Origin of the sequence: cf. Phormidesmis sp. LEGE 11477 (genome assembly GCF_015207105.1) — a bacterium.
In the GTDB taxonomy this organism is placed as follows: Bacteria; Cyanobacteriota; Cyanobacteriia; order Phormidesmidales; family Phormidesmidaceae; genus Phormidesmis.
Genome location: NZ_JADEXO010000012.1, coordinates 23801 through 48517 on the forward strand (window position 1 = coordinate 23801; position 24717 = coordinate 48517).

The 24717-nt window shown below is 49.0% G+C and carries 19 protein-coding genes; 3 read left to right on the plus strand and 16 right to left on the minus strand.

Features of this window, described 5'->3' with window-relative positions; translation table 11 throughout:
• Positions 1-478 precede the first annotated feature (478 nt).
• From murI to IQ256_RS05970, 3 genes are all read right to left on the minus strand, one after another.
• Positions 479-1387 carry a glutamate racemase gene (murI, locus tag IQ256_RS05960; RefSeq protein ID WP_193854634.1) on the minus strand — a complete coding sequence of 303 codons (909 nt, stop codon included), beginning with the start codon at positions 1385-1387 and terminating at the stop codon, positions 479-481.
• A gap of 519 nt (positions 1388-1906) precedes the next feature.
• Positions 1907-3379: a cation:proton antiporter gene (locus IQ256_RS05965; protein ID WP_228024619.1), complete on the minus strand. Its 1473-nt coding sequence runs from the start codon at positions 3377-3379 to the stop codon at positions 1907-1909.
• Between the two features lie 186 nt (positions 3380-3565).
• Positions 3566-4378: a carbon-nitrogen hydrolase family protein gene (locus tag IQ256_RS05970; protein ID WP_193854635.1), complete on the minus strand. Its 813-nt coding sequence runs from the start codon at positions 4376-4378 to the stop codon at positions 3566-3568.
• A gap of 288 nt (positions 4379-4666) precedes the next feature.
• Between IQ256_RS05970 and rplU the strand changes: the two genes are divergently transcribed.
• From rplU to rfbB, 3 genes are all read left to right on the plus strand, one after another.
• Complete coding sequence (rplU, locus tag IQ256_RS05975; protein ID WP_193854636.1) at positions 4667-5038, plus strand: 50S ribosomal protein L21; 372 nt, start codon at positions 4667-4669, stop codon at positions 5036-5038.
• Positions 5039-5155: 117 nt separating this feature from the next.
• A complete protein-coding gene (gene rpmA / locus IQ256_RS05980; protein ID WP_193854637.1) occupies positions 5156-5416 on the plus strand; it encodes a 50S ribosomal protein L27 in 261 nt (86 codons plus the stop codon).
• A gap of 258 nt (positions 5417-5674) precedes the next feature.
• Positions 5675-6697, plus strand: coding sequence for a dTDP-glucose 4,6-dehydratase (gene rfbB, locus IQ256_RS05985; RefSeq protein WP_193854638.1), 1023 nt, complete (start codon positions 5675-5677; stop codon positions 6695-6697).
• On the opposite strand, the gene IQ256_RS05990 is transcribed toward rfbB, so the two are convergent.
• The 13 genes from IQ256_RS05990 to IQ256_RS06050 all read right to left on the minus strand — a co-directional run bounded on the left by IQ256_RS05990 (position 6687) and on the right by IQ256_RS06050 (position 24687).
• Positions 6687-7787 (minus strand): hypothetical protein, encoded by a 1101-nt coding sequence (locus tag IQ256_RS05990; RefSeq protein ID WP_193854639.1) that lies wholly within the window; start codon positions 7785-7787, stop codon positions 6687-6689. The two genes, rfbB and IQ256_RS05990, sit on opposite strands and share 11 nt — an antisense overlap.
• 187 nt (positions 7788-7974) lie before the next feature.
• Complete coding sequence (rppA, locus tag IQ256_RS05995) at positions 7975-8658, minus strand: two-component system response regulator RppA (RefSeq protein WP_193854640.1); 684 nt, start codon at positions 8656-8658, stop codon at positions 7975-7977.
• A gap of 126 nt (positions 8659-8784) precedes the next feature.
• Positions 8785-10161, minus strand: a complete 1377-nt coding sequence (locus IQ256_RS06000) for a cytochrome c biogenesis protein (protein ID WP_193854641.1) — start codon at positions 10159-10161, stop codon at positions 8785-8787.
• 30 nt (positions 10162-10191) lie between these two features.
• On the minus strand, positions 10192-10956 hold the full coding sequence (locus IQ256_RS06005; protein WP_370623356.1) for a cytochrome c biogenesis protein CcdA: 765 nt from the start codon (positions 10954-10956) through the stop codon (positions 10192-10194).
• A 205-nt stretch (positions 10957-11161) separates the two neighbouring features.
• On the minus strand, positions 11162-12358 hold the full coding sequence (locus tag IQ256_RS06010) for an FtsW/RodA/SpoVE family cell cycle protein (protein WP_228024620.1): 1197 nt from the start codon (positions 12356-12358) through the stop codon (positions 11162-11164).
• A 182-nt stretch (positions 12359-12540) separates the two neighbouring features.
• Complete coding sequence (locus IQ256_RS06015; RefSeq protein WP_193854642.1) at positions 12541-14424, minus strand: nuclease-related domain-containing DEAD/DEAH box helicase; 1884 nt, start codon at positions 14422-14424, stop codon at positions 12541-12543.
• A 290-nt stretch (positions 14425-14714) separates the two neighbouring features.
• Positions 14715-16319, minus strand: a complete 1605-nt coding sequence (locus IQ256_RS06020) for an NAD(P)H-quinone oxidoreductase subunit 4 (RefSeq protein WP_193854643.1) — start codon at positions 16317-16319, stop codon at positions 14715-14717.
• Between the two features lie 257 nt (positions 16320-16576).
• The gene (locus IQ256_RS06025) at positions 16577-18655 is read right to left on the minus strand and encodes an NAD(P)H-quinone oxidoreductase subunit 5 (protein WP_193854644.1); all 2079 of its coding nucleotides are present in this window, start codon (positions 18653-18655) and stop codon (positions 16577-16579) included.
• A gap of 206 nt (positions 18656-18861) precedes the next feature.
• Entirely contained in the window at positions 18862-19641 is a 780-nt protein-coding gene (locus IQ256_RS06030; protein WP_193854645.1) for a photosystem II S4 domain protein, read from the minus strand.
• Positions 19642-19722: 81 nt separating this feature from the next.
• Positions 19723-21372: a phytoene desaturase family protein gene (gene crtI / locus IQ256_RS06035; protein ID WP_193854646.1), complete on the minus strand. Its 1650-nt coding sequence runs from the start codon at positions 21370-21372 to the stop codon at positions 19723-19725.
• A 51-nt stretch (positions 21373-21423) separates the two neighbouring features.
• Positions 21424-22314: an indole-3-glycerol phosphate synthase TrpC gene (trpC, locus tag IQ256_RS06040; protein ID WP_193854647.1), complete on the minus strand. Its 891-nt coding sequence runs from the start codon at positions 22312-22314 to the stop codon at positions 21424-21426.
• 49 nt (positions 22315-22363) lie between these two features.
• Positions 22364-23797: a dihydrolipoyl dehydrogenase gene (gene lpdA / locus IQ256_RS06045; RefSeq protein WP_193854648.1), complete on the minus strand. Its 1434-nt coding sequence runs from the start codon at positions 23795-23797 to the stop codon at positions 22364-22366.
• 98 nt (positions 23798-23895) lie between these two features.
• The gene (locus IQ256_RS06050) at positions 23896-24687 is read right to left on the minus strand and encodes an RNA methyltransferase (protein WP_193854649.1); all 792 of its coding nucleotides are present in this window, start codon (positions 24685-24687) and stop codon (positions 23896-23898) included.
• Positions 24688-24717 lie beyond the last annotated feature (30 nt).

Sequence of the window (24717 nt, forward strand, 5' to 3'; positions counted from 1 at the left end):
GTCGCAGGAAAAGAGCCTGTTTTTTGGTAAGGCCAAAGTATCAATTAGGCTGTCTGCTAGGCTTCACTACAGCTTAGTAAGCTTGCTAGGGGTTGGGCCGATTATCTTTACTACAGTCTTGCCTAAGACTACCTACATCAAAGACTCCTTTGGAGATTTTTTCTTTGATACTGTTAATGTTCTCCCTATCGTGCTCGCCATGCTGCACTTCTCTAGCACCAACCCGGTTGCAATTGTTATCCCTGCTGTAGTTTATTTGTTTGTAGTTTACTTGTTCATGATGTTCATGAGTACCAGCGCGTCAGACACTTAGCCCTCTACGCTTAGTCACCTACACTGCCTACCTCTAGAGTGATCTCTAGCTATCCGAAGAATCCTTCTGGTGCATCGCTTGGGAGGTGAAAGTCACACGTGACTTGTATTTTCTACGCTTGTTGCCTGTCTGGTAGCGAGCGTTTTTTGGTTGCTCTAGTGATTTTTAGCGATCGCGTCTTTGAACAGCAACAGGGCTAGTTGTTTCCAGTACAGCTTCTTCTTCTAGCACGGCTACTTCAAGCGTTTCTATAGATACGTGCCTAACCAGAGGCTGATAGCCCAGCCACTGCTGTGAAACTTTGGCAAACTGTAGCGAATCGCCGCTGACATAAAATTTAGTAGGTATAGCGCCTATCCTGACCGTACCCGGATTGCCTAGCCCTAAGATATCAAGCTCTTGAGCAGCCGCTATAGTTAGATGTCTTGCCGGATCGACTAGTTTGATATGGCTCGGCAGAATCTGTTTAAACACAGGTGCTAGATGTGGATAGTGCGTACAACCATAGACCAGCGTATCAATGCCTGCATCGATAAGTGGTTCTAGGTAGCGTTTGGCTACCGCTAATGTGTATGGATCATGGATGCGACCGTTTTCAATTAGCGGTACAAACTCTGGACAGCCCATTTGCCAAACTTTGATCGTCGAGTCAATTTCTTGAACAGCCTGTAAATAAGCATCGCTTTTAGCCGTTGCCTCAGTCGAAATTACCCCAATTCGCCTACCAGACTTGACTGCTCCTCTAGCACCAGGTAAAACAATGCCTAAGATTGGGATAGGAAATTCGGATCGTACTTCCTCTAGAACTAATGCCGAGCTTGTGTTGCAGGCCATAACGATTAGCTTCACCTCGAGCCCCATCATCCAGGCAATGATTTCGCGCACAAACCTTAAGATCTCACTTTTAGAGCGGTTACCATAAGGAACCCTAGCCGTATCCCCAAAATAAATAATTGACTCTACAGGCAAATGTTTGTGCATTTCACGCAGCACCGTTAGCCCGCCGACGCCACTATCAAAGACACCAATCTTGAAATTGGAGCGCAGCTTGCTGGAAAGAGCCGGGATACTCATAAGTAGAAATACTCAGTTTAATAAGTGAATAAATGTTCTCTAGAGTTTAGTAGGATTTGGAAACTTTACCCGTCCTATTTTTCAACTCCAAAGGAAGATCTTTTTACGTGCGGCCAGATGCAGCAGCTTTTTATACCACTAAGATCATCGTTTATGCAGCCGACGATCTGTGTGCATTCCTATCCTTGGCTCTCTGCTGAGATTATGGGTAGATCGGCACGTCTCACCTGTATACCTTGTGTAAAAATCGTCCAGGTTTTCTTTATGTAAAACTACGGTCACAAAAAACGAAGATTTGCTCAAAAGGATACCCTACCGCTATCTCCGAATCTGCATAACTGTAGCTATGAATCACTGTTACAGAAGTCACGAAGCACCTATAGAAACAAGCTCTGGTTAGAAGTTTCCGCACAAAAAGCGAATCCGCATAGAAACTAGATCTTCTACGCGGATTCGCTATTGATAGATGTGCAGCCCTAGGTAGCGGACGCTATAGCTCAGCGCTTAAGCCTGGAGAAACTAGGATTCAGCCAGATCAGCAGCAGATACTGCTGCCTCAGATACTGCGGCAGATACCTCCGTACCAGCAGGGGCTGGCTCTAGAACATCGCCATCATTGTCACTGCTATCAAACACTAGCCTGAGTAGCGGTGGTGCGATAAATGTCGTCACAATGACCATGACGATAATGGCAGCGTCTAAGGATTCAGATAGAACGCCGCTCGCCGCGCCTACACCAGCAAACACCAAGCCGACTTCTCCTCTAGGAATCATGCCAAATCCAATGGCCAGTCGATTGATTCCAGGCTGACCAAATACAGCAAATCCGGTAACCGTTTTACCCAAGATGGCGATCACCACCAAGAAAGACGCAATGATCAAACCCTCTCGGTTAGCAGGCTCTAGCGGGTTCAACACGCTAATATCTGTTTGCGCCCCGACCGTTACAAAGAAAACCGGAACTAGCATATCTGCGATGGGCGTGATTTGCTCTTCTAGCTCGCGGCGCTTCGAGGTTTCTGCCAAAATTAAGCCTGCTGCAAACGCACCTAAAATTGTCTCTAGCTGAATCGCGGCAGCAATATAAGACAGCACAAACGCAAAGATTAGTGAGGTGATGATTAACTGACCTCTTGTTTGCAGCTGATCTACCAAAGAAACAAACAGCGGACTGAGCAAACGCCCAATAAAGATAGATCCCACTAAGAAAGCGGCAGCCCCCAAGACTAGGTAGACCACATTCAAAATCTCGATCTCGCCTGTCTTAGCCAAGCTAGCAACAACTGCCAGCACAATAATGCCTAGCACATCATCAAGTACAGCCGCGCCAATAATAATCTGGCCTTCCTTAGAACTTAGCTGCTGCATCTCTGCTAGCACCTTTGCTGTGATACCAATACTCGTTGCCGTCAGCGCCGCACCCGCAAACACCGCTGGAATTGTTCCCACGCCAAAAAGTACGATTAGCCCGGCTGTTCCAGCTACAAATGGAACGACTACACCGATAACGGCGACTACAGCAGCCTGTGGCCCAACTCGAATGAGCTCCTTCAAGTCTGATTCCAGGCCAATCTCAAACAGCAGAATAATGACGCCTAGCTCCGCTAGGACTGACAGAGCTTCGCTCTGGCCGTTAAAGACCGTTTGCAAAGTTTCTGGGTTCAGATGAGCCGTCATCTGAATAATGTTCATCAGAGCAGAGGTGGGCATTTCTGGCCCTTCTGGAAAGACGATCAGATGAAGAGCAGAGACTCCAACAACGACCCCGCCCACCAACTCACCTAGCACTGAGGGTAGATTGAGCCGGGCGCACAGCTCTCCTCCTACCTTGGCTGCAATGAAAACTGTAATGAGACTAAGCAGTACGCCTGCTATCACAAATGAGCCGACCTCCGCCTCATCGACTTCAGCTAAAAGGGGAACGGTATCTGCCAATGGTCCATGCCATAGCAAATTATGGATTGAAATAGGCCATCCGATAGGATCAATCATGCTGTTTGCGGCAACTCGTCGTAGTCTAATTTACAGGAGTCACCTCCCTATATTTTGTTCATTTAGTCATAAGCGTCTCTTTAAATTGACTAAACCTTTGAACCGCTCTATCCACCGAGCTGTTATGTCTACTGTACTTTAGCCAAAGTTACTGTAGTTTAGACACTGTGGTTTAGACTCGATACTCTAGCCAAAGACTCGATGCTGCAGGGATGGCATCTGCCGCCGGACTTGTTCTAGTCGCGAGGGGTCGATCTCTGCGATCGCCATTCCTACAGTATCGCCTGCATCCGCTAGCGTAATTCCCCAAGGATCGATGATCATCGCGTGGCCGTGAGACTGTCGACGGGCATTGTGAAAACCAGTTTGGGCAGGCGCGATCATATAGCAAGTATTTTCGATTGCTCGGGCCTGCAAGAGTACCTGCCAATGGTCTTTCCCGGTAAACGCTGTAAAAGCAGCTGGCACAATCAGCACCTCCGCCCCTGCTTTTGATAGCTGACGATATAGCTCAGGAAAGCGAACGTCATAACAGACAGAAATGCCTAGCTGTCCTAGTCGATCAGACCGGTAGACTTCAGGCATCGCTGTTCCAGAAGTGACGCGAGCAGATTCCTGATAGGTATTGCCATCGGGCAAATTGACATCAAACAGGTGAACTTTTTCGTACCGCAAAAGCTCTTCACCATTGGCATTGACTAATATCGCCGTGTTGTAGGTTCGATTATCTGGAGAAGGAACAGGATAGCCGCCCCCTAATAAGGTAATCCGATATCGCTGAGCCATTGTTTTGATGAACTTCTCGCTAGCGGCGCGAATATCCTCCGCTTGGCTGAACTTAGCCTCTTCGTCCCCCAAAAAAGAGAAGTTTTCAGGCAGTGTGACTAGCTCTGCACCACGGCGCGTGGCCAGATCAATCAGTTCTTCCGCTTGAGCCAGATTTTTATCGAGATCGGGCACGCTGGTCATTTGTAGTGCAGCTGCCAAGTAGGGCTTCATAAGTCTCTATAGCCATGAGAACACAGCTTATAATTGTAAGACGTGGGTTGACTCGTTTATGCCTTTTGTTAAGCGCTTCGACCGATTAGGTACTTTATTGCCCTAGAAATAGAAAAGGAAAATCAGCGAGGACTTTTGAGAAGCTAACCGTTCGTGCTTGACAGCAGGTGGCATTTACAGCGATTATAGATATTCTGTGAAAATGCTCGGACCAGGTAAAAAGTGTTGCGCTTATCCTAGATGAAGCAACCTACCTCTACGGCGATTTAGAATGAGAATAGAAAGAACATGGCGTACGCAATCATTGCAGCAGGTGGCACTCAGCTCAGGGTTGAGCCGGGTCGGTTTTATGACATTAATCGTCTACCGATGGAAGCCGATGAAAAGATTACGATTGATCAGGTCTTGATGGTTGAAAATGGTGGCGAAGTCAGTGTTGGTCAACCGTTGGTAGAAGGTGCCTCAGTCAGCGGCACAATTGTCAGTCATCTGCGTGGCAAGAAGGTTATTGTCTACAAGATGCAGCCAAAGAAGAAGACTCGTAAAAAGCAGGGGCATCGTCAAGATCTTACTCGGGTAATGGTTGATTCGATTACGGTAGGTGGTCAAACGATCTCGTCTGATTCTGCTGATAGTAGCGATTCTGACAGCAGTGATTAATTTTGTGGATGATTGATCGAATTCAGCTCGGCAGGTAGCTGAGCAGCCGATTCGTCTTCAGGAACCTAGTCATAAAAATTCAGTAACCAGTTTAGAAATACAGGAGTTCTAGAGACCATGGCACATAAGAAAGGTACAGGCAGTACTAGAAACGGTCGCGATTCTAACGCTCAGCGTTTAGGTGTGAAAAAGTACGGTGGAGAAGCTGTGATCGCAGGTAATATTCTTGTCCGTCAGCGGGGTACTAAGTACCATGTTGGCGAGAATGTCGGCATCGGTGGCGACGATACTTTGTTTGCGCTGATTGATGGCGTAGTGACCTTCGAGCGTAAGGGCAAGAGCCGTAAAAAGGTTAGCGTTTATCCTGCTGCTGTATAGATTAGACTGCTGGAAACTGAGTCAACTGGCTCAATGAAAGGCCATTGAAATTGAACTCGCTAGAAAAAGCTCGCTTCTCTTTTGAGACAGTGGGCTTTTTGACGTAGACAGAGAACGCTTACCAAGACCACGGGCCAAGCAACTTTCTCGTACTGTAGGCGTAGCCTTCTCCTAGAGTATGTATGGTGACAGGTTAAAATTTTCATGACGCTGTTTTGATGGCACTATGCATCGAGAGAAACGGATCAAAGAGTGATTATGCTAGAGCGCATTCTGATTACAGGGGGCGCAGGATTTATTGGTTCTAACTTTGTACGCCATTGGTGTGAAAGAACAAACGAGCCGATATGTGTGCTCGATAAGTTAAGCTATGCTGGCAATAGGAGCAGTTTGTTACAGCCAGTTGCGTCTGGCCAGGTGCAGCTGGTAGAGGGTGATATTTGCGATCGCACTCTAGTCTCGCAGATCTTGCAAAAAAGTGATATTGACACGATCGTTCACTTCGCGGCTGAATCTCACGTAGATCGCTCAATCGTCGGTCCGGCTGCTTTTATTCAAACCAACGTAGTTGGCACATTCACACTGTTAGAAGCTTTTCGCGATCGCTGGCAAGCTCATCATCAGCCAGAGAACTATCGCTTCTTGCACATTTCGACCGATGAAATCTATGGCAGCCTAGAGATCGATGCGCCTCCTTTTACAGAAAATACACCATACGCGCCAAATAGCCCGTACTCAGCTTCCAAAGCGGGGAGCAACCACCTAGTAAGCGCCTATTTTCATACCTACGGTCTACCGACTTTAATCACAAACTGTGCGAACAATTACGGCCCTTACCAGTTCCCTGAAAAGCTCATTCCGCTAATGTGTGTGAATATTTTGCTGGGCAAACCGCTACCTGTGTATGGTGACGGGCGTAACGTTCGCGACTGGCTACATGTCGCAGACCACTGCGTAGCGCTAGAGCAAGTATTGCGAAAAGCACCTCCTGGCTCTGTCTATAACATTGGAGGCAATAGCCAAGTTGAAAACATCAATCTCGTTCGTGAGCTGTGCGATCAGATGGTAGAACTAGCTGAAGGCTTACCCTATCCACCCCACGATTTGATCACATTTGTTGCCGACCGACCAGGACACGATCGCCGTTACGCTGTGGATATCTCTAAGATTCAACAGGAGATAGGCTGGGCACCAACTCGCAGCCTTAAGGTAGGACTCAGGCAAACGGTTGAGTGGTATCTGCAGAACCGGTCGTGGTGGCAACCACTGCTTAAGAGGTAGCAACCTGTTCTAGCTTTCTGCTAAGCAACTCTATCTTTGCATGTAGCACTTGAACCTGCGCGTTCAGTCCGTCTAACTCAATTTCTGTCTCTATTTGTCTCTGGTGATCTATCGGTCTTTCTATATCCGCCTGTCTGAGCTGAGCCTCTTCGACCATAAGCCGATCAAGCTCGTCCTCGTCGAAATTATTCTCATCGAAATGATCCGAGTTATCTAGGTCATCTAAATCATTTAAATCGTACAGATCGAAATCACTAGTCTCTAGAACAGTTAGGTACCTTGGCGGATCTGCCCGATTGATAACGGCAGGATCAGCGTTATGTGGAAAGCCGTTCTGTAGCTGAATAACGGTAAAGTCTGACAGATGCCGAAGGAGATAGGTCAAAATGTAAACCCTATCGTCATCGACCTGCATCATATGGGGATCAACAGAGAAGAGATCGCTATAGGCACCGCCAAATAGCAGCTCATCATGGATATCGAGTAAACCCACAGAGGCAGCTGATTCTCTAGCCGTTGTCCCATTGTCTACCGTGGAGGTAGTGTTCTGCGGTGACGGGTCGGCTGCAGATTGGAGCCCTGTAGCAGGATGTTTATCAGCCTGTTTAATAGATTGGAGAGCAGGCTCTGTAGAAGAAGAGGATTCAACAGCAGCGCTTGATAGGTCGTCATCTAGGCGTTCGATAGGAGGCTTCATCCCTGCGCTAACCGGCCTGGGGTAGCTCTGCTCGAATTCTTGCTCTAGCTCCCCTTGCTCTAGCTCCCCTTGCTCTAAATCTCCTCGCTCTAAATCTCCTCGCTCTAGGCTTGTAGATATGCGATAGGAAGTGAAGATTTTAATTAGGCTCAAATCTTGAAGAGCAGCGGCCCTGTTAGCGCTTTCTGCTGCCAAAGAATCGAGCAGGATACTGCCTGTAGAGACTGTATGCTTGGATCTATCAGAGAGCAGCAGAGGTAGATTAAGCAGTTCTAGGCGATCGCTCTCACGTAGCCTTTTATCACCAAAGTTCGCTAGCTGGTAAGGCAGTTGATGAGCTTGAGTAGTCTTGATAGAGACTGATTTCTCTTGAAGACTCTTGAGCTGACTCATTTCGTTTTTGGCCTCCTTGGCCTCTAAACTGGGAAAAAGTAATGAAAAAATTAAGCTGTAATTAATTGGAGCTTATTTTCTCTTCTTAAGTTAGTACATAGTTTTACTACGTACAACTACAGGAACCGGATGCATCTTTTCTGAGTTTTGTAGTCGTACTAGGTTCAGATCGTCACTAGACAGTGCCTTACGTAGCCGCGCCAAATCGGTAGCCTTTGCCATATACCGTATGAATTAGAACTGGCTGGCTTGGTTGCTCTATTTTTCTACGCAGTAGCCGCATCTGGGCTGCGAGGGCATTACTGCTAGGCGCTGAGCCCTCTCCCCAAACGGCACTGTAGATTTGAGCATGAGTCAGTAATTGGTGAGGCGATCGCATCAGATAAGCCAAGAGCTGGACTTCTTTCTCTGATAGCTCGATCGACTTGCCACCGCGACTCACTAGCTGATTTTCGACCTGTAGCGTTAGATCCTCAAACTGAAGAACAGACTGAGGCAACGCTGGTGGAGAGACTGGACGCCTGAGCAGAGCGCGAATGCGGGCTAGCAGCTCTCGCAGCTCGAAAGGTTTGATCAAGTAGTCATCTGCGCCCGCATCTAGGCCATCGACGCGATCGTCTAGCGTATCTTTGGCCGTCAAAAAAAGAACGGGCGTAGACAGAGCCTGCGATCGCACTGCCTGGCAAATCTCTAATCCGCTCATCTTTGGCAGCATCCAGTCTAGAATCAGCAAATCGTACTGTCCGCTGATGGCTTTGCGCGCGCCCGTTTCGCCGTCGCTAGCGACATCCACCCCATAGCCTTGACGTTGAAGCAAGCGGGTAAGCGGATCGGTAAGTTCTACTTCGTCGTCTACAAGTAGGATACGCATTGAGCTAGGCACTAGAAGAAGAGATGCTAAAAGAAGAAGTTAGAAGAAGAAACTTTGAAAAAAAGACGCTGAGAGAAGAATCAAGAAATGAGCTGCAAAACTATCAGATAATCAGACTCTTAAGCATTAGGCAGTCGTGTTAGCCGGAATCGGAGCCGTTGTTTGAGCCACTGAGGCTTTTGTCGTTTCGTCTAAAAGGCTAATTAGCTCCTTTTCAAAAGAAACCTGAGCCCGGTTAGTGCGTCCGCCAACAAATAGCTTGTCTGCCGTTTTGAGTGCCCACACTTGAGAGTGAGAGATATAGCTCATCACCACGCCGACCATCAGTAAGCCAAACCCCAGATAAACAACCGGAATACCGGGATCGGCTTTGATCTGCAAGCCAGTGCTGCCGATAATTTCATCTAGGTAAAGCCTGACACCGTTGACTTCGACACTACTCCCCTGGCGGACGGTAGAAACCAGCTTTCCACTCATGTCGTATAGCAGCAAAGTGCCTTGCAAATCTTGAGCAATTAGCGATACACCTGCGCTCATATCAGGTTTGGTAGGCACCCAGGTTCCCCATAATTTAGCGCCCTCAACGTCTAGAGGTGCCATTGCCAGCTCGAAAGTCGGACTGTTGTTGATGCGAACTTTGACTCCGCCAATAGCCCAGTCGGCTTGATATAGCGTGACGTTTTTGTAGCGCAGCGGCTGATTTACCCAGATAGTTTTCCGCTTTACTTCTTCGCCAGCGCTATCTAGAACAGAAAGGTCAGAATAGAACTGATCGACGCGGCCTTCAGGGGAGTAGTCAATCCAGAAGCGATTGACATGAACTGACCAGTCTTTGGGAATTTGCGGACCGGCCCAGGGACCCGCATCAAAGATGTTTTGAACCTTGAAGGTTTGACCGCTAGGGACCATTTCCTGCGCGAAAAAACCAGTCATAGAACCGAGGATGGCACCGCCCAGAATCAGCAGCATACTGGCGTGAACCACAATCGGCCCAATGCGCCCGGACAGCCCTTTTTGGGCGTAGAGCATGGTGTCGTCACTATCGCTTTTTTCATAGACTTTGTATCGATGTTCGCTGAGCTGCGATCGCAAAACATCCCAATCTCCTGTCTCTAGCTCGGTACTCAGCGCCATTTTCTCAAACTGACGTGGCTTGCTGTAGAAATTCCAAGTGCGAGAAAACCAGCGTAGCGCCGTAATCTGCCGGGTAAAGGTGCAGGCTGTTAGGCTCGCGCCAAAGAGAATCAGAATAGAGAGAAACCACCAGGTGCGATAGACGTGATCTAAACCCAAAATTAAGATGAACTTCCAAGTAAGAAAGCCAAAGAGAGCGGGCGATTCGGGGTAGTTTTCTTGGTAGAAGGTAAGCCCTTGACCCTGTTCGATCACGGTGCCGCTGATGCTGAAAATGGCGATCGCCAAGAGAAGAGCGATCGCGAGCTTAAGATCTGCTAACAATGGAATTAGGTCTTTGCGGAAGTAGCGTTTTACAGCAGTGAACATAAGGGAAGAGAGAATAAAAAATTATTCAAGTTATGCGATAGGTAATAGCCGCGTGACCAGCGAAAATAGACCAAAACCGATCAGCAGCACGCCGCTCGCAGGCGTAATCCAGCCAGACCAGCGCCTGATTTCTAGAATGCGCTTAATCGAAGCTGTAAAAATTCCAGCTAGCATCAGCGGCGCAACGTAACCAATAGTGTAGGCCAGCAATAGAGACGCACCTAGCACCGGATCTCCCTTTTCGCCAACCCAGGCCAGCAGTGTCGCTAGTACCGGGGTGCTACAAGGAGAGGCCACTAGGCCAAAGGTCAGCCCTAGCAAATATGACTTGGCCGAGCGGGGAATATTATTTTGCAAAAAGTCTGTGCCGTTGAAAGAAGGCAAAGGCGGCAAGGGAAGCGCTTCTAAAAGGTTTAGACCCATGAGGATGGCGATCGCACTGACCACAATTGGTAGGCCAGCGCCGACTTGCCCATACACCCATCCCAAACTGCTAGCCACCAGTCCTAGACCCGCTAACGTAGTCGCTAGCCCAACTGCGAACCAGACCGATTGCCCAACGGCCTGCCAACGATTTTCTAGTTCGTAGCTGCCCATATAGCCCACCGTAATCGGCAGCATCGAGAGCATACACGGCGTCAAACTAGTTAGCAGTCCAGCCGCTGCAATAATGCCTACGCTGGCCAGCGACAAATGACCAAGCTGAGCTTCTACCCAACCATTGGCAGACTGGCTGAGATGATACAAGAAGAGCTGCAGGCGTTCGTACAACGTCTCTGAAAGAGCAGCGCCCATAGTCGAAATAATCCAGGTCAAATGATTCAGCAGTCAATATCTCTAGTCAGCACCTCTAATTGTATCGAAGTGCTGACCTGTCCTGCTATAGCTTTCGAAGAGTTGCTTGGTACATTCACACCGGCTAAAACCCTTACAGAACAACAGGCAACTCTTCCCGCCAAGTAAGAATGCATCCTTACTTCGCTACATTTACATATTTGGCTTACGTCTTTGGGCGAGGTAGCGATCTCAAAGACAGTACGTTTGCCTCACGCGATTCGCGGGCCACCCTAATTAACAGCCCGGCTGTGATCAAGTTAGCGATAACCGAGCTACCGCCATAGCTAAACAGAGGCAGCGGCAATCCGGTCGTCGGGATAGAGCCCGTCGCAACGCCAATATTTATCAGTGACTGACCTACTAACAAAACCATACAGCCGATAGCAATGAGACGATGCACCATTTTAGGAGACTGTACGGCAACGGCTAGAGCAATCGTGCTGTAGATAGCAAAAAAGATTAGCAGCACCACGCTGCCGATAAAGCCAAATTCTTCAGCAAAGACTGAGAAGATAAAGTCGGTATATTGAATCGGTAGAAAAAATTCTTTTTGGATGGAGAAACCATAGCCAGTGCCGCCAAGGCCACCTGAGCCGATCGCCAGCAGGCTTTGAATCAGCTGATAGCCGCTTTCAGCCGGGTCAGCCCAAGGATCGAGAAAAGAGATGATGCGATCGCGCTGATAAGACTTAAGACTAATGCTGATCACCGCTGCCATAAATCCGCTCGAAGCTGTCAAGATCAGCTGTCGATAGGGCAACCCCGCTGCTAGCGCAATCAGCCAAATCGTCATTCCGCAGACAGCCGTTGTACTGAGGTTAGGCTGAGTCAGAATTGATAGCAGTCCAAGAGTGAAGATTCCTAGCCAGACAAGCCTGGTCTGATTAGTCAGCTTGTGCCATTTGCCAAAAAGCTGAGCACTATGTAGAACAAGGAAAGGCTTCATCAGCTCCGAGGGCTGGATCAAAAAAGGGCCTAGCGGTAGCCAACGAGTCGCGCCATTGACCGAAATCCCCACGCCTGGAATGTGAGTGGCCATCACCAGCAGCATACAGACTAAAAGCAAGATCCCTGAGAGCCGCATCATCTGCTGCAGTGGATGACGGGTGATGTATCTAGAAATCAGCAGCCCAATTAACATCCAAACTAGCTGTACCAAAAAATAATGACTGCCCCGGCCATAGTCATCTTCAGCCGCATGATAGGAGGCGGAATACAGCACGACTAATCCTACCGACAGCCATAGCAGCGTCATCCAGCGCAGCAGCCGCGCTTCGAGCGCCCAGCCCTGCACTGAGAAAAACTGAGTAAAAAGCTGAACAGTGCCAGTTCTAAGACTAGTCGCAGCAGATAAGTTCAAAGGTCTTTGGCGTGGACTACTGCCCAGCGCATATCAGCACAAATGTTGTTAGAGCTATAAAAGATAAAGGTCCGCACTGTCAAGCGCTTCCGTAAATTCTTGGCAATTCTCACTGTATAAAAGCCGTCTTATCTGGCGTAACGGTTTAACTGTGAAGCAAATCGTAACCGCAGTATAGAGCCCTAGCCTAATACGAACTTTTTAGTCGCTTCTAGCTTTTTTAGAAACGGATGAGAAGCAGATCCTAAGATATGCAACCTGTCTTGAGCACGGGTCATTGCAACATAAAGTTTGCGATACCGCATAGCTTCATCTTCATGATTATCTACGAATCGTTCTACTTCCATGATTACAACGGCTTTGAACTCTAGACCTAGCGATGATTCGGCTGAGACAAAACGTACGCCCGGTATGTTCACACTATAGTGCCGTTTAGAACGATCGTCCGATAGCCTATAGACCTCAATTTTGGCAGCTTCTAATAATTTTTCCAAAGGGGAGAGCCAGCTCTTCTTGCCGCCAGCATGACTGTGAAAAATAATAGCAATATCTTGGGTGAGGTATCCGGCTTGAATAAAGTCTTCTATCTGCTGATGTACTATACGAACAGACTGCTTTAAGTCGTCAACGGGATGCAGAACTGGGACAGAACCCTGCTTGCGAACCGATTTAGGAGAAATCAAGGGAAAGGTGGTCTCCTCGGTCCACTGATCAGTCATAGCAAACTGGCCCAAGTTGATAGCAGCCCAGGCTGCCTCGACAATTTCTTGTGTGTTGCGATAATTCAGTTTCAAGATCTTTGTTCGTCCCTGAGCCTTGATGCCTACAGATTTCCATGTAAAGTTCTTTCGCTGATGAATTTTCTGATTCCCATCAGAAACGATCAGCAGCTTACCGTCTTCACCGTCTTTGAGCGCGGTTACGCAGCATCTAAACCATTCTGGAGCGAAGGTATGGGACTCATCAACTAATATGGCATCCCACTTCAAATCAGGGTTTTCCTGAAGAGCCTCTACAAGCTGTTCTCCCGTTGTTTGACGCAATGTCTGTTTATTCGGATAGTCCTGTGGAGAGGGGAGTACACCTAAAATATTTCTCGCCCAATCGTTGAAGTGCAAGATTTCAATTTGCTGCTCGTAGTTGGGATAATCAGGCGAATGTATCAGAGAGCGTAAATAGGCAGCAAGGCTCTTGTGGTAGCAAAGAATCAGAATTCTGTGTTCCGAAGATTCATTAGCCAGAAATTTTGCTCTTGCAATCAGTATTAGCGTCTTACCTGAACCAGCCACCCCAGAAATCAACCTGTGGCCCTCCCCTAGTCTTCTAGCTGCTGTCTCTTGTGCTGGATCGAGACTGACAATAATTTTGCTATCAGCAGGCGGCTTTGCTTTTACTTCAGGAGGCAGGCTACGTGAGGTTGCAGGCTCAGTGCGGATCTGGATTTCAGGATGCAGAATCCCCTTAACGGTACTCACTTGCTCGTCAGTGAGTGCATAAAAGGGAAACTTCACTGCAAACATTTCCTTAAGTCGATGAATTAACTCACGGTCGTTCAAATTCTGCCAAACTAGCAATTCATCGCGATAAGCAACCGCAGGTTGTTCTAGAACTTTGTCGAGTCCTAACTTTTGAGCCTGAGCTACAGTGATGTTGCTCATTACAGCACCTTTACCAATTGGAAAGACCAACTTTCCCTGGTGAGGGCCTTCTAAGTGACGAAGGATGGAATATTCTTTTAGCTTGTCAGAAACGTGACAGAAATATCGGTGCGCTTGCCCGAGGGGAGACTCTTCACTAGAGACATGTTCCTGATTGTTCTTTCTTCGCCGAATGAGAAACTGATTGCGGTCGGCGCTATCTATCTGGTTCCCAAACCATCCTTTTACTTCAATGATGAGTAGCCCGAAGGCAGGGCCTAGAATGAGAAAATCAGGATATTGATGGTTAATACGGGGCTCATACCAAACGATGTAGTCATCAGGTAAGCCGTTTCTTAAGATCGAGAATAGCGTCTTTTCTCCCTGAGTAGCTATAGGCGGAATAGAATCAGGAATTGTATAAGCCATAGAAATATCAGTTAGCAGCGGCAGATCTATTTAACGAAACCACCTTGGTATAGCCGTCGTCGGATGCATCCTCATGTGAGCAGTCAAAGCCGACGTCCGACGGCTAGCCACTTAGTCCGCATTATATAACGGTTCTAGAGATCACGAATGTATGGCTAGCGGCGGCTGCATCCTCATAAAGAAGGTTACGCCTACGTATGCTGGCCAACCACTTTTAGGGATTTTCTGTTTCTCAACAAAAAATCCCCTCGGGCGGATCGAGGGGATAGTCAATAACATCAAAATTGAATTTACGGCTGATTGGTCAAATCGGGTGTGCCTAGTAGCGGCGCATTGAGCAAGGGCGTTGTCGCAATTGGCAGCGGTGGATTTTTGTCTTGCGCGATCGCAAACATCTCTGTCCGAATCCGCTCTGTAATTTGAACGGTCTTTGCATCATAGAGCTGGGTCAAGCCTTTGGGATACAGCCCAAATCCGATAATAGGAATCAGCAAACAAGTGATCACAAACACTTCGCGCGGCTCTGCGTCAATTAGCACTTCGTTTTCAATCAGTTCCTTATTCTCAGGGCCGTAGAAAATATCGCGCAGCATAGACAGCAGATATAGAGGCGTCAAAATCACACCGACTGCCATTAGCATCACCACAATCAGCTTAAAGTTAAAGCCGTAGGCATCGCTATTCGCAAAACCGACAAAAACCATCAGCTCAGCAACGAAGCCGCTCATTCCCGGCAGCGCCAGAGACGCCATCGAGCAAGTCGTGAACATCGCGAAGATCTTCGGCATTTTGCGACCGACGCCGCCCATCTCATCGAGAATCAGCGTATGGGTCCGGTCATAGGTAGCGCCCACTAGGAAAAACAGACTGGCACCGATCAGACCGTGAGAGACCATCTGCAAGACCGCGCCGCTTAGACCCAAGTTCGTAAACGAACCGATCCCAATCATCACAAATCCCATGTGGGAGATCGATGAGTAGGCAATTTTTCGCTTTAGATTGTTCTGGGCGAACGAGGTCAGCGCCGCGTAGATAATGTTCACCACGCCAAAGATCACTAGGCCTGGGGCAATGACCGCATGAGCATCCGGCAGCATCTCGACGTTCATGCGAATGATTGCATAGCCACCCATCTTCAACAGGATGCCAGCTAGCAACATATGTACAGGCGCAGTTGCCTCACCGTGAGCATCCGGCAGCCAGGTATGGAAAGGAATAATCGGTAGCTTGACCGCGTAGGCAATCAGGAAGCCAGAGTATAGAAATAGCTGTAGCCTCAGCGGAAATTCCTTCGCTGCCAGCGTTTGCATGTCGAAGCTAATAGTATCGCCATAGAAGGCCATCCCTAGCGCTGCTAGCAAAATGAACAGCGAACCGCCAGCGGTGTAGAGAATAAACTTGGTCGCTGCGTATAGCCGCTTCTTGCCGCCCCAGATAGAAAGCAGCAGGTAAACAGGCAGCAGTTCTAGCTCCCACATTAGGAAGAACAGCAGCATATCTTGTACGACAAAGACACCAATCTGGCCAGCGTACATAGACAGCAGCAAAAAGTAGAACAGCTTGGGCTTGAAAGTGACCGGCCAGGAAGCCAGAATCGCCAAAGTCGTAATAAAGCCAGTCAGTAGCACTAGGGGCATTGAAAGCCCATCGACACCGACAGACCAGCGTAGGTCAAGCTGAGGTACCCAGGCGTAGCTTTCGTATAGCTGCATACCCGCGCTGTTGATATCGTAATGATTGACAAAAGCGTAGACAATCAGTGCGATATCAATCAGACCGACTACCAAGGCGTACCACCGAACAGTGCGCCCCTTTTCGTCAGGAATGAGGGGAATCAGCAGCGCCGCCAAAAATGGAAAGAAGACAATGGTTGACAGCCAGGGGAATTGATCCATAACAAAATTGAAATCTGCAAGCGAGATAAGCTATCGGGCCTTATACACTCTAGGTAGAAAAATCGATTTTAGATCAAAGCTGTTAGCTTTTCTTAAAGGTGGCTTAAAAAGATAGGCCGTTAAGAGGGGACGAAGTTGCCCTATGCCTCCTAACGGCCTATAGCCTTGGTCCCTGAAGCGACTTTGCATTTCTCTAATGCCCTCTCTAATGCACTAGTGATGCAACAAGGAAATGCACCAGAAAATCGCTATACCTTTTATCCTAGCCCGGAGATAAAGACCAGACCTAGCACTGCGCCAAAGACGATCAGTGCATAGAACTGGGCACGGCCATTCTCAAAGTATTTCAGTCCTTCACCTGTAACTAGGGTAACGAAGCCAGTGAGGTTGACAATACCGTCGACAATTTTGATATCGACGTTCAGAACGCTCTTGGCCAAGCGACGTGTTCCTTTGACAAAGACTTCGCGGTAGATATCGTCGATGTACCACTTGTTGAGAGAGAGATTGTAGAGAGGTTTGATCTTATTGGCGATCGCACCCGCATCAATTTTGTTAGCACGGTACATCAGCACTGCCAACACGATTCCCGCAACCGAGATAGCAACAGATAGCCCAGCCATCCGCACGAACTCACTCATATCCACTTCTTCAGCTAGCTCAGCTACCGTCAGCGCCTCGCCCGGTGGATGTATGAACGCCTCAAAGTAATTAGCAAATGGCGTTCCGACTAAACCAATTAACACAGACGGAATCGCCAGCATCATCAACGGAAAGGTCATACTCAAAGCCGACTCATGCGGCTCTTCAGCATGCGAGTGATCATCACCATGATCGGCAGCAGTCTCAACTTCTAGTTCCTGAGCACTCATTGCCCCAGGCCCAAGCGATGCGCCTGCCATCTGCAGAGACTGGATTTTCACCTGCTTACGCAACCCCATATCGTTCCCCTTGAACTCACCTTCAAAGGTAGAGAAGTACATGCGGAACATATAGAACGCAGTGATACCAGCCGTTAGCCAGCCGACCGCCCACATCACGGGGTTCACTTCAAAGACAGAGCCTAGAATCTCGTCTTTTGACCAAAAACCTGCAAACGGCGGCAAGCCGGAGATTGCCAAAGTACCAATCAAGAAAGTAATCGCCGTGATCGGCATGTACTTTCTTAGGCCACCCATCAAACGCATGTCTTGAGCTAAGGCAGGATCATGGCCTACCACTTCTTCCATGCCGTGAATGACTGAGCCCGATCCAAGGAACAGCATCGCCTTGAAATAAGCATGAGTCATCAGGTGAAACAGGCCAGCACTATAAGCGCCTACGCCCATAGCCATCACCATGTAGCCCAGTTGAGACATGGTAGAAAAAGCTAGCCCTTTCTTAATATCGTTCTGAGTGATCGCAATTGAGGCACCTAAGAAGGCGGTAATTGTACCTGTCCAAGCAATCACGCTCATGACAGTTGGAATGTGCTCAAAAACCGGATACATCCGAGCAATCAGGAAGACGCCCGCTGCCACCATGGTCGCCGCATGAATCAGGGCAGAAATAGGGGTTGGCCCTTCCATCGCATCCGGTAGCCAGACGTGGAGAGGAAACTGCGCTGACTTGGCGACTGGGCCCATAAAGACCAAAATTGCGAAGAGAGCCGCTAAACCGCCTGAGATAGTGCCGACGTTGACCAGTTCTGTAAGGCGATCGCCCATCAGCTCAAATTCAAACGTTCCAGTCGCCCAGAACAGACCCAGAATGCCAAGCAGCAGGCCAAAGTCGCCCACGCGGTTAGTAACAAATGCCTTTTGACAGGCATCAGCCGCCCCGTCTCGGTCATACCAATAGCCAATCAGCAGATATGAACACATACCTACCAGCTCCCAGAAAACATAAACCTGTAGCAGGTTCGGGCTAATCACTAGGCCGAGCATAGACGAGCTAAACAGACTTAGATAAGCATAAAACCGTACGTAGCTCGGATCGTGGGCCATGTAGCCGTCGGTGTATATCATCACCAAAAAGGCTACGGTGGTTACAATCACCAGCATGACCGCAGTGATGTGATCGATGGTAAAGCCCATGTTGATCTGGAAATCTCCAGCAGAGGCCCATTCAATTAAATAGGTATAGGGTGCATGGCCTTGCCATTGGCTAACTAGCACCATGATAGAAAGTGTCATTGCCGCCCCGATCAGGCTGACAATGAAAGCAGCGACTGGCTGTCTAAGTTTGTTGGTCGCTTCGTTATAGCTGATTAGTCCTGCGCCGACAATAGTCGCACCCAAAAGCGGCAGTACGGGTATCAGCCAGATGTATTGATAAATGGCCTCGACAGATTCCATTGTTAACTCCATTTCTCGCCAACCCAATTACGAACCAGTTGCCCATGAACTCGATAGCCCGTGAACCAGTTGGCAAACAGCCTATATATTGCCATACCCCGTCCATCTGGTTCTGCTGCTTTAGGGAGAGAATGCTACGAAATGTCAATTTTAATTAAACAAAAATGTCTTATGACATCGATGTTGCGCGTTTAGCGGTGTGGCGATCACACTAGCCGAGTTAGCTGCACTCGATACCGCTGCTTTTTCGTCACAGACATCTCGCCAATTTCTAATCGTCCTTTGCCTCTAATCGCAACTAGATCACCCGATTGCAATGTGCGGCTCGCCTGCGTCACTGGCTTCCAGTTCACCCGCACATCGCCGCCTGCGATCATGTCAGCCATCTTGCTGCGCGACATACCGAATCCAGCCGACGCTAGCGCATCTAAACGCATCGAAGCCTCTACGGTAGTCATCTCTTTTTTCTTTGGCTCGCGCACCCGCAATTCGCTGAGTTCTATCGGCTGTGTCTTCACTGGAACCGATCGCACCTGAGTCAGACTCGTCGTCAAGAATTCCACTAGCTCGGGAACCACAATTGCCTGTGCGCCCCGCTCGCCCAATACGATAATGTCACCGACCTTCGCCCGCACTAGACCTGTTCCTAGTAAAGACCCCAGGAAGTCTCGATGGGTAGCTGTGTCAAACAAAAAGTTGCCTGCAATACTGACGGCTGCTAGGGGTACGGACGTTTCTTCTAGCGGTAGTTCAGCGCGGGCCATCACTAGCCGCTGACGTTCTGCTTGGGGATAGCCACCGTGGGCGATCACATGCACATCACTCAGCCGACTAAAAGCTGCCTGCGCCTCAAATAGCTCAGGGGGAGAAAGAAAGTCGGTAGCCACAGGCTCCCAAGTACGGATCGCTTGTTCTGCCTGGTCAATTATGTGAGAGAGCGTCTCTTTATTTTCAGAGTGCTTAAGCAGGTCTTCTTTTGGGAGCATACAAGAGAGTTACATCAGACTTGTTTTTAAAGCAGGTATCTAGCTAAGTAGGTACCTAGAAGGGGCCACTAGGGGAAGTTTTTAGACCGCAGCCACTTCCTTCTTTTCGGCAATGCCATTAACAACTTCAGAAGGAATGTTGAAGTTCTTCGCGATCACCCGAGCGGTCATCTTGGCGCACATCATTACAGAAGGCGTGCCGCCACCAGGCTGGGTATTCGCCCCGACCAAATAGAGATTTTGGATGTCCTCGCTTTGGTTGTGAGGGCGGAAAAATGCACTTTGCACCAGTACAGGTTCTACGCCAAAGGCATTACCCAGATAGCTATTAAGCGTTCCTTCAAAGTAGTCAGGCGTGATGTGGCTTTGGTAGACCAGACGCTCTTTAAGCTTAGGAATGTAGCCACGCTCTTCTAGAAAGGTGAGAACCCTATCAGTCAGTTTTGGCCCTTCTATATCCCAGTTGATATCGCCACCATTGTTCGGCACCGGGACGAGTGTGTAGGCAGCGTGATGTCCGGGCGGTGCCATGCTGGGATCGGTAATCGATGGAATATGCAGATACTGTGAGAAATCTGGGCTTAGTACTTTTTGGTCAAAGATTTCTTTGAGCAGTTCTTCGTAGCGGGGGCCCAGAATAATGTTGTGATGGCGCAGGTCCAATTCTTCTGATGCGTCTGCTTTGAAGCCAAAGTAGATAACCAGTACTGACATCGACTGGCGGGTCAGCTTTACTTTGAGGTCTTGGTTGATAAAGCGATACTTCGGATCGATTAGCTTCATGTAGGTGTTGGCATAGTCGCCGTTAGAAGCCACCAAATCAGCGGCATGGTAGCTACCGTCTGCCAGCTCAATTCCTTTGGCTGTTTTCTTGCCGAATAGCAGTGAACCTTCAACATCGATCTTGGCAACTTCGCTGTTGTATCGGATAGTGCCGCCTAGCTCCTCAAACTTGCGAACAAAGCCTTGAACCAGCTCGCCCGTGCCTCCCATGGCAAAGTGAATACCCCAGGTTTTTTCGACGAAGTGAATCATCGCGTAGATAGCGGGCACGGTCAGCGGACTGCCGCCCACTAGCAAAGGCTCAAAGCTAAAAACCTGCCGCAGCTTATCGCTTTTGAAATAGTCTTTTACAAAAGAGAACAGCGGTCGAATCGCGTCTAGCTTTACCAAATCGGGTGCGACTTTCAGCATGTCTACGACATTGCCAAAATAGGTATAGCCCAGTTCGATAAAGCCGCGATCAAAAATAGCTTTAGCCGCATCGTGAAACCGCGCATAGCCTTCTAAGTCATCAGGTTCAATCGCTTCAATCTGACGCAGCGTATTTTCAGGATCTCCGTCGTAGTCAAAATAGGTGCCGTCATCAAAGTAGATGCGATAGAACGGCAAAACAGGAACGATTTTCACGTACTTAGAAGTATTGGGGCCACCGCTAACACCAGAGCGAATCCGGTCTTTCGGGTCCATAATTTCTTCAGGAAAGTCGGGTTCGCCTAGAGCCGCCGCACCTTTTTCCAAAGAAAATAGCTCTTCAATAAAGTGTGGAACCGTGAGTACGGTTGGTCCCATATCAAAAGTGAAGCCTTGCGCCCTGCGAACGTATGCTCTGCCGCCCGGTGCGTCTAGCTTTTCAAAGATGGTGGTCTCGAATCCTAGGCTTTGTAGACGAATGCCTAAGGATAGTCCACCGATCCCGGAACCAATAATGATGGCTTTCTTGCGACTCATACAATCTCTAATGCTGGCTATACATTTCTTAGTATAGACCCGTATAAACGCTTATGCAGAGAGCAATTTGCCGATAGCTGCGCCGGGGTCGGGCTGTTTCATCAACGATTCGCCGACGAGAATTGCTTTCGCACCAGCGGTTGTGACGGTGTTAACATCCTCGAAGGTGTGGATGCCGGATTCGCTAACTAGGAAGAGCTGCTTTTGCGCGATCGCATCTCCAAACTTCTCTACGACCTGCCGAGTCGTCTCCAAACTCACCGTAAAGTCTTCCAAATTGCGGTTGTTGATCCCCACTAGCTCAACACCATCAATCGCAGCGACGCGCTCAAACTCTTCAACGGTATGGGTTTCGACCAAAGCGTCTAGCCCTAAAACTTTGGCAATCTTAGTGAAGTAACCAATATCTTTATCAGTCAAAATCGCCGCAATCAGCAGGATTGCATCAGCGCCAGCTAGCCGAGCCTGATAAATCTGGTAGGGATAGATCACAAATTCTTTGCATAAAAGCGGCAAGTCTACGGCCTGACGAATCTGACTGAGATAGGTAAAGCTGCCCTGGAAAAACTTGCTGTCGGTCAAAACAGACAGACAGGTCGCGCCGCCAGACTGATAGCTTTTGGCAATCTCAACTGGATCAAAATCTTCTCGGATAGTGCCTTTGCTTGGCGATGCCTTTTTAACTTCTGCAATCAAAGCCGGACTTTCCTTTGCCGCTCGTTCACGCAGCGCCTTGATAAACCCTTTAGTCGCTGGTAGCCCCTGTACCTGACGCTGCAATCCAGCTAAGGGCAACTTCTCTCGCAGCCGAGTAACTTCGGTTTCTTTGTGCCACACAATTTTCTCAAGAATGTTGCGCGGCTCAGCATCAGGCATCTCGATTTTGTATTCGAGATGCCTGACAGAAATTGGAGTGCTAGGGGGGCGACGGCGGATTTTCATGAATGATGAAATAGAAGTGGAATCAGGATCTGTGAACGATGCGGCTTGCTTACGCGGTTACCTTTGCTCGCTTGTACGCTTCATCGAGTACCTCGGATAGGGTCGGGTGCGTGTGGACAAATTTGGATAGCTCGGTGACGGACTGTTTTTGGGCGATCGCATTGGCCGCCTCCTGAATCAGGTCCGCCGCATGTAAGCCGATGATATGAGCTCCCATCACCTCACCTGTGTCCTTCCGGTAGATCACCTTGGCTAGTCCTTCAGTCTCGCCTTCTGCTAGCGCCTTGGAATTTGCCTTGAAATAGCTGCGAACCGACGCCACTTCATAGCCTTCTTCTTTCGCTTTTGTCTTAGCCGCAGGCTCAGTCAGACCGACAAAGCTCACCTCTGGGTGGGTAAAGGCCGCTGCTGGGATGGCATTGTAATCTACCGTGCGAGACTCACCACAAATATTATCGACCGCCACAATCCCTTGAGCCGAAGCAGAGTGGGCCAGCATCATCTTGCCGTTGGCATCGCCGATCGCATACAGATGAGGCACGGGTTTGCCATCACGTAGGACAGCTAAACGATCGTCAACTGGAATGAAGCCACGCCTGTCTGTTTCTACAGCCACCATGTTTAAGTCCAGATTCTTGGTCGCTGGAATCCGGCCCGTCGCTACCAAGCAAGCATCGACTTCTAGGGTATCTACAGTCTCCATAGTCTTGGGATCGGCTAGCTCGATCACAACTGGCGCGCCCGGCGTAATCTTCTTGGCCAACAAGCCCACACGAGTCTCTATATCACGTGGCTTGATTAGCACGCGCTCAGCCTGCTTAGCGATATCGGGATCGAATGTCGGCATGAGCTGGTCTAGCGCCTCGATCATGGTGACCTCAGATCCAAGCGCTGTATAAACGTCCGAAAATTCTAGACCGATATAGCCGCTGCCGATGATAGCCACCCAATCAGGCAGCCAGTCCAATCGCACTGCTTCATCGCTGGTGTACACCGTCTTACCGTCTGTTTCAATGCCTCTGGGCACAAACGGTACTGAGCCAGGAGACAAAATAATATCTTTGGCGGTAATCGTGCGCTTACCGCTTTCATCTTCAATAGAGACTTTTTGAGTGCTGGCAATTTTGCCCCAGCCTCGAATGATATCTACGCCCAACCGAGTGAGACTACCCGTTAGATCGCCTTGAATCTTGCCAACTAAGTTTTTGGCGTGATTAGAAATCTTTTCGCGGTCAAAGCCAACACCCGACAGGCTGATGCCCATGGCCTTCAGATGCTGCTCGTCACGCATCTCGCGCACTTTACCTGAAGCTGCCAGTAGCGCTTTAGACGGAATACAGCCTCGGTTTACGCAGGTACCACCCATATCACCTGCTTCGACAATGGCTGTCTTGAGTCCGCGCTGCACCGCATGTAGCGCCGCTCCGTGCCCGCCTACACCCGCACCAATAATTACCAAGTCGTAGTCAAATGCTGAATCCACTGCGCTCTCCTTATGTTCAGTATTATTCTCAACCGAAAAGGTGACTTTGGACAACTTCGGTTTTCTTCGGTTATCTATAACTTCTCGACTTTGCTTTCTCAGCTTGCTCTCTGGCGTTTTGCCTCATACAGCAGCAACGCTGTCGAAACTGCCACGTTCAGAGACTCTACCGTTGGCATGACTGGAATCTTTACTGACACCGATGCGCTAGCCATGATCTCAGGCGAAAGCCCTGCTCCCTCGTTTCCCATCAAAAAGACGGTAGGCTGACGCAGATCTAGCTGCCAGTAGTTCAGCTCAGCCGTTGCTGCGGTTGCGACGACCTGCAAGCCCTGTTCGCGCAGCGTTTTAGCCTGTTTGACGGCGTTTACAGTTGCCATCGGCATCCGAAACCACTGACCTACCGAAGCTCTTAGTACCTTTGGATGGCTCAAGTCAACGCTATCGTGACTGAGCCAGAGGCCGTCGCTGCCTGCCCCTGCTGCGGTGCGAATGATTGTGCCGAGATTGCCCGGATCTTGAAGCGTTTCAAGGACCACGCCTAGGCTGACGCTGTCTTTTGGCCGGCCTGATTCAGCTTCCCAAACGTTGCGTCGAGGTGCGATCGCCACTACACCATCGGGAGTCACGGTACTAGCAATAGCACTCAGGACTTCTGGCGAGACTAGTTCTACTTGCGACGAGAGTGCGATCGCCTGCTCAGATAGCGTTTGATACCGTGAGCGCCATGCTTCGGTGAAACAGAGCGTTTGCAACGGGTAGCGAACATCGCAAGCGGCTTCAACCAGATTAGTGCCTTCTAACAGCAGCACCGCTTGCTTTTTACGTTCCTTCGGCTGCTGAAGCTTGCGAAGCTGTTTGACCGTTTGATTTTGCAAGCTGGTAAGCATAGAAGCAATAGCTATTAAAAAGCTCCCTAG

Coding starts and splice junctions, on each gene's coding strand:
- IQ256_RS05990 (WP_193854639.1), bottom strand. CDS start 7,787: ATGAGTCAGCTCAAGAGTCTTCAAGAGAAATCAGTCTCTATCAAGACT.
- IQ256_RS06020 (WP_193854643.1), bottom strand. CDS start 16,319: ATGGATCAATTCCCCTGGCTGTCAACCATTGTCTTCTTTCCATTTTTG.
- rplU (WP_193854636.1), top strand. CDS start 4,667: ATGGCGTACGCAATCATTGCAGCAGGTGGCACTCAGCTCAGGGTTGAG.
- rpmA (WP_193854637.1), top strand. CDS start 5,156: ATGGCACATAAGAAAGGTACAGGCAGTACTAGAAACGGTCGCGATTCT.
- IQ256_RS06000 (WP_193854641.1), bottom strand. CDS start 10,161: ATGTTCACTGCTGTAAAACGCTACTTCCGCAAAGACCTAATTCCATTG.
- IQ256_RS06030 (WP_193854645.1), bottom strand. CDS start 19,641: ATGCTCCCAAAAGAAGACCTGCTTAAGCACTCTGAAAATAAAGAGACG.
- IQ256_RS06005 (WP_370623356.1), bottom strand. CDS start 10,956: ATGGGCGCTGCTCTTTCAGAGACGTTGTACGAACGCCTGCAGCTCTTC.
- rfbB (WP_193854638.1), top strand. CDS start 5,675: ATGCTAGAGCGCATTCTGATTACAGGGGGCGCAGGATTTATTGGTTCT.
- rppA (WP_193854640.1), bottom strand. CDS start 8,658: ATGCGTATCCTACTTGTAGACGACGAAGTAGAACTTACCGATCCGCTT.
- crtI (WP_193854646.1), bottom strand. CDS start 21,372: ATGAGTCGCAAGAAAGCCATCATTATTGGTTCCGGGATCGGTGGACTA.
- trpC (WP_193854647.1), bottom strand. CDS start 22,314: ATGAAAATCCGCCGTCGCCCCCCTAGCACTCCAATTTCTGTCAGGCAT.
- IQ256_RS05970 (WP_193854635.1), bottom strand. CDS start 4,378: ATGAAGCCCTACTTGGCAGCTGCACTACAAATGACCAGCGTGCCCGAT.
- IQ256_RS06025 (WP_193854644.1), bottom strand. CDS start 18,655: ATGGAATCTGTCGAGGCCATTTATCAATACATCTGGCTGATACCCGTA.
- IQ256_RS06050 (WP_193854649.1), bottom strand. CDS start 24,687: ATGCTTACCAGCTTGCAAAATCAAACGGTCAAACAGCTTCGCAAGCTT.
- IQ256_RS06015 (WP_193854642.1), bottom strand. CDS start 14,424: ATGGCTTATACAATTCCTGATTCTATTCCGCCTATAGCTACTCAGGGA.
- murI (WP_193854634.1), bottom strand. CDS start 1,387: ATGAGTATCCCGGCTCTTTCCAGCAAGCTGCGCTCCAATTTCAAGATT.
- IQ256_RS05965 (WP_228024619.1), bottom strand. CDS start 3,379: ATGATTGATCCTATCGGATGGCCTATTTCAATCCATAATTTGCTATGG.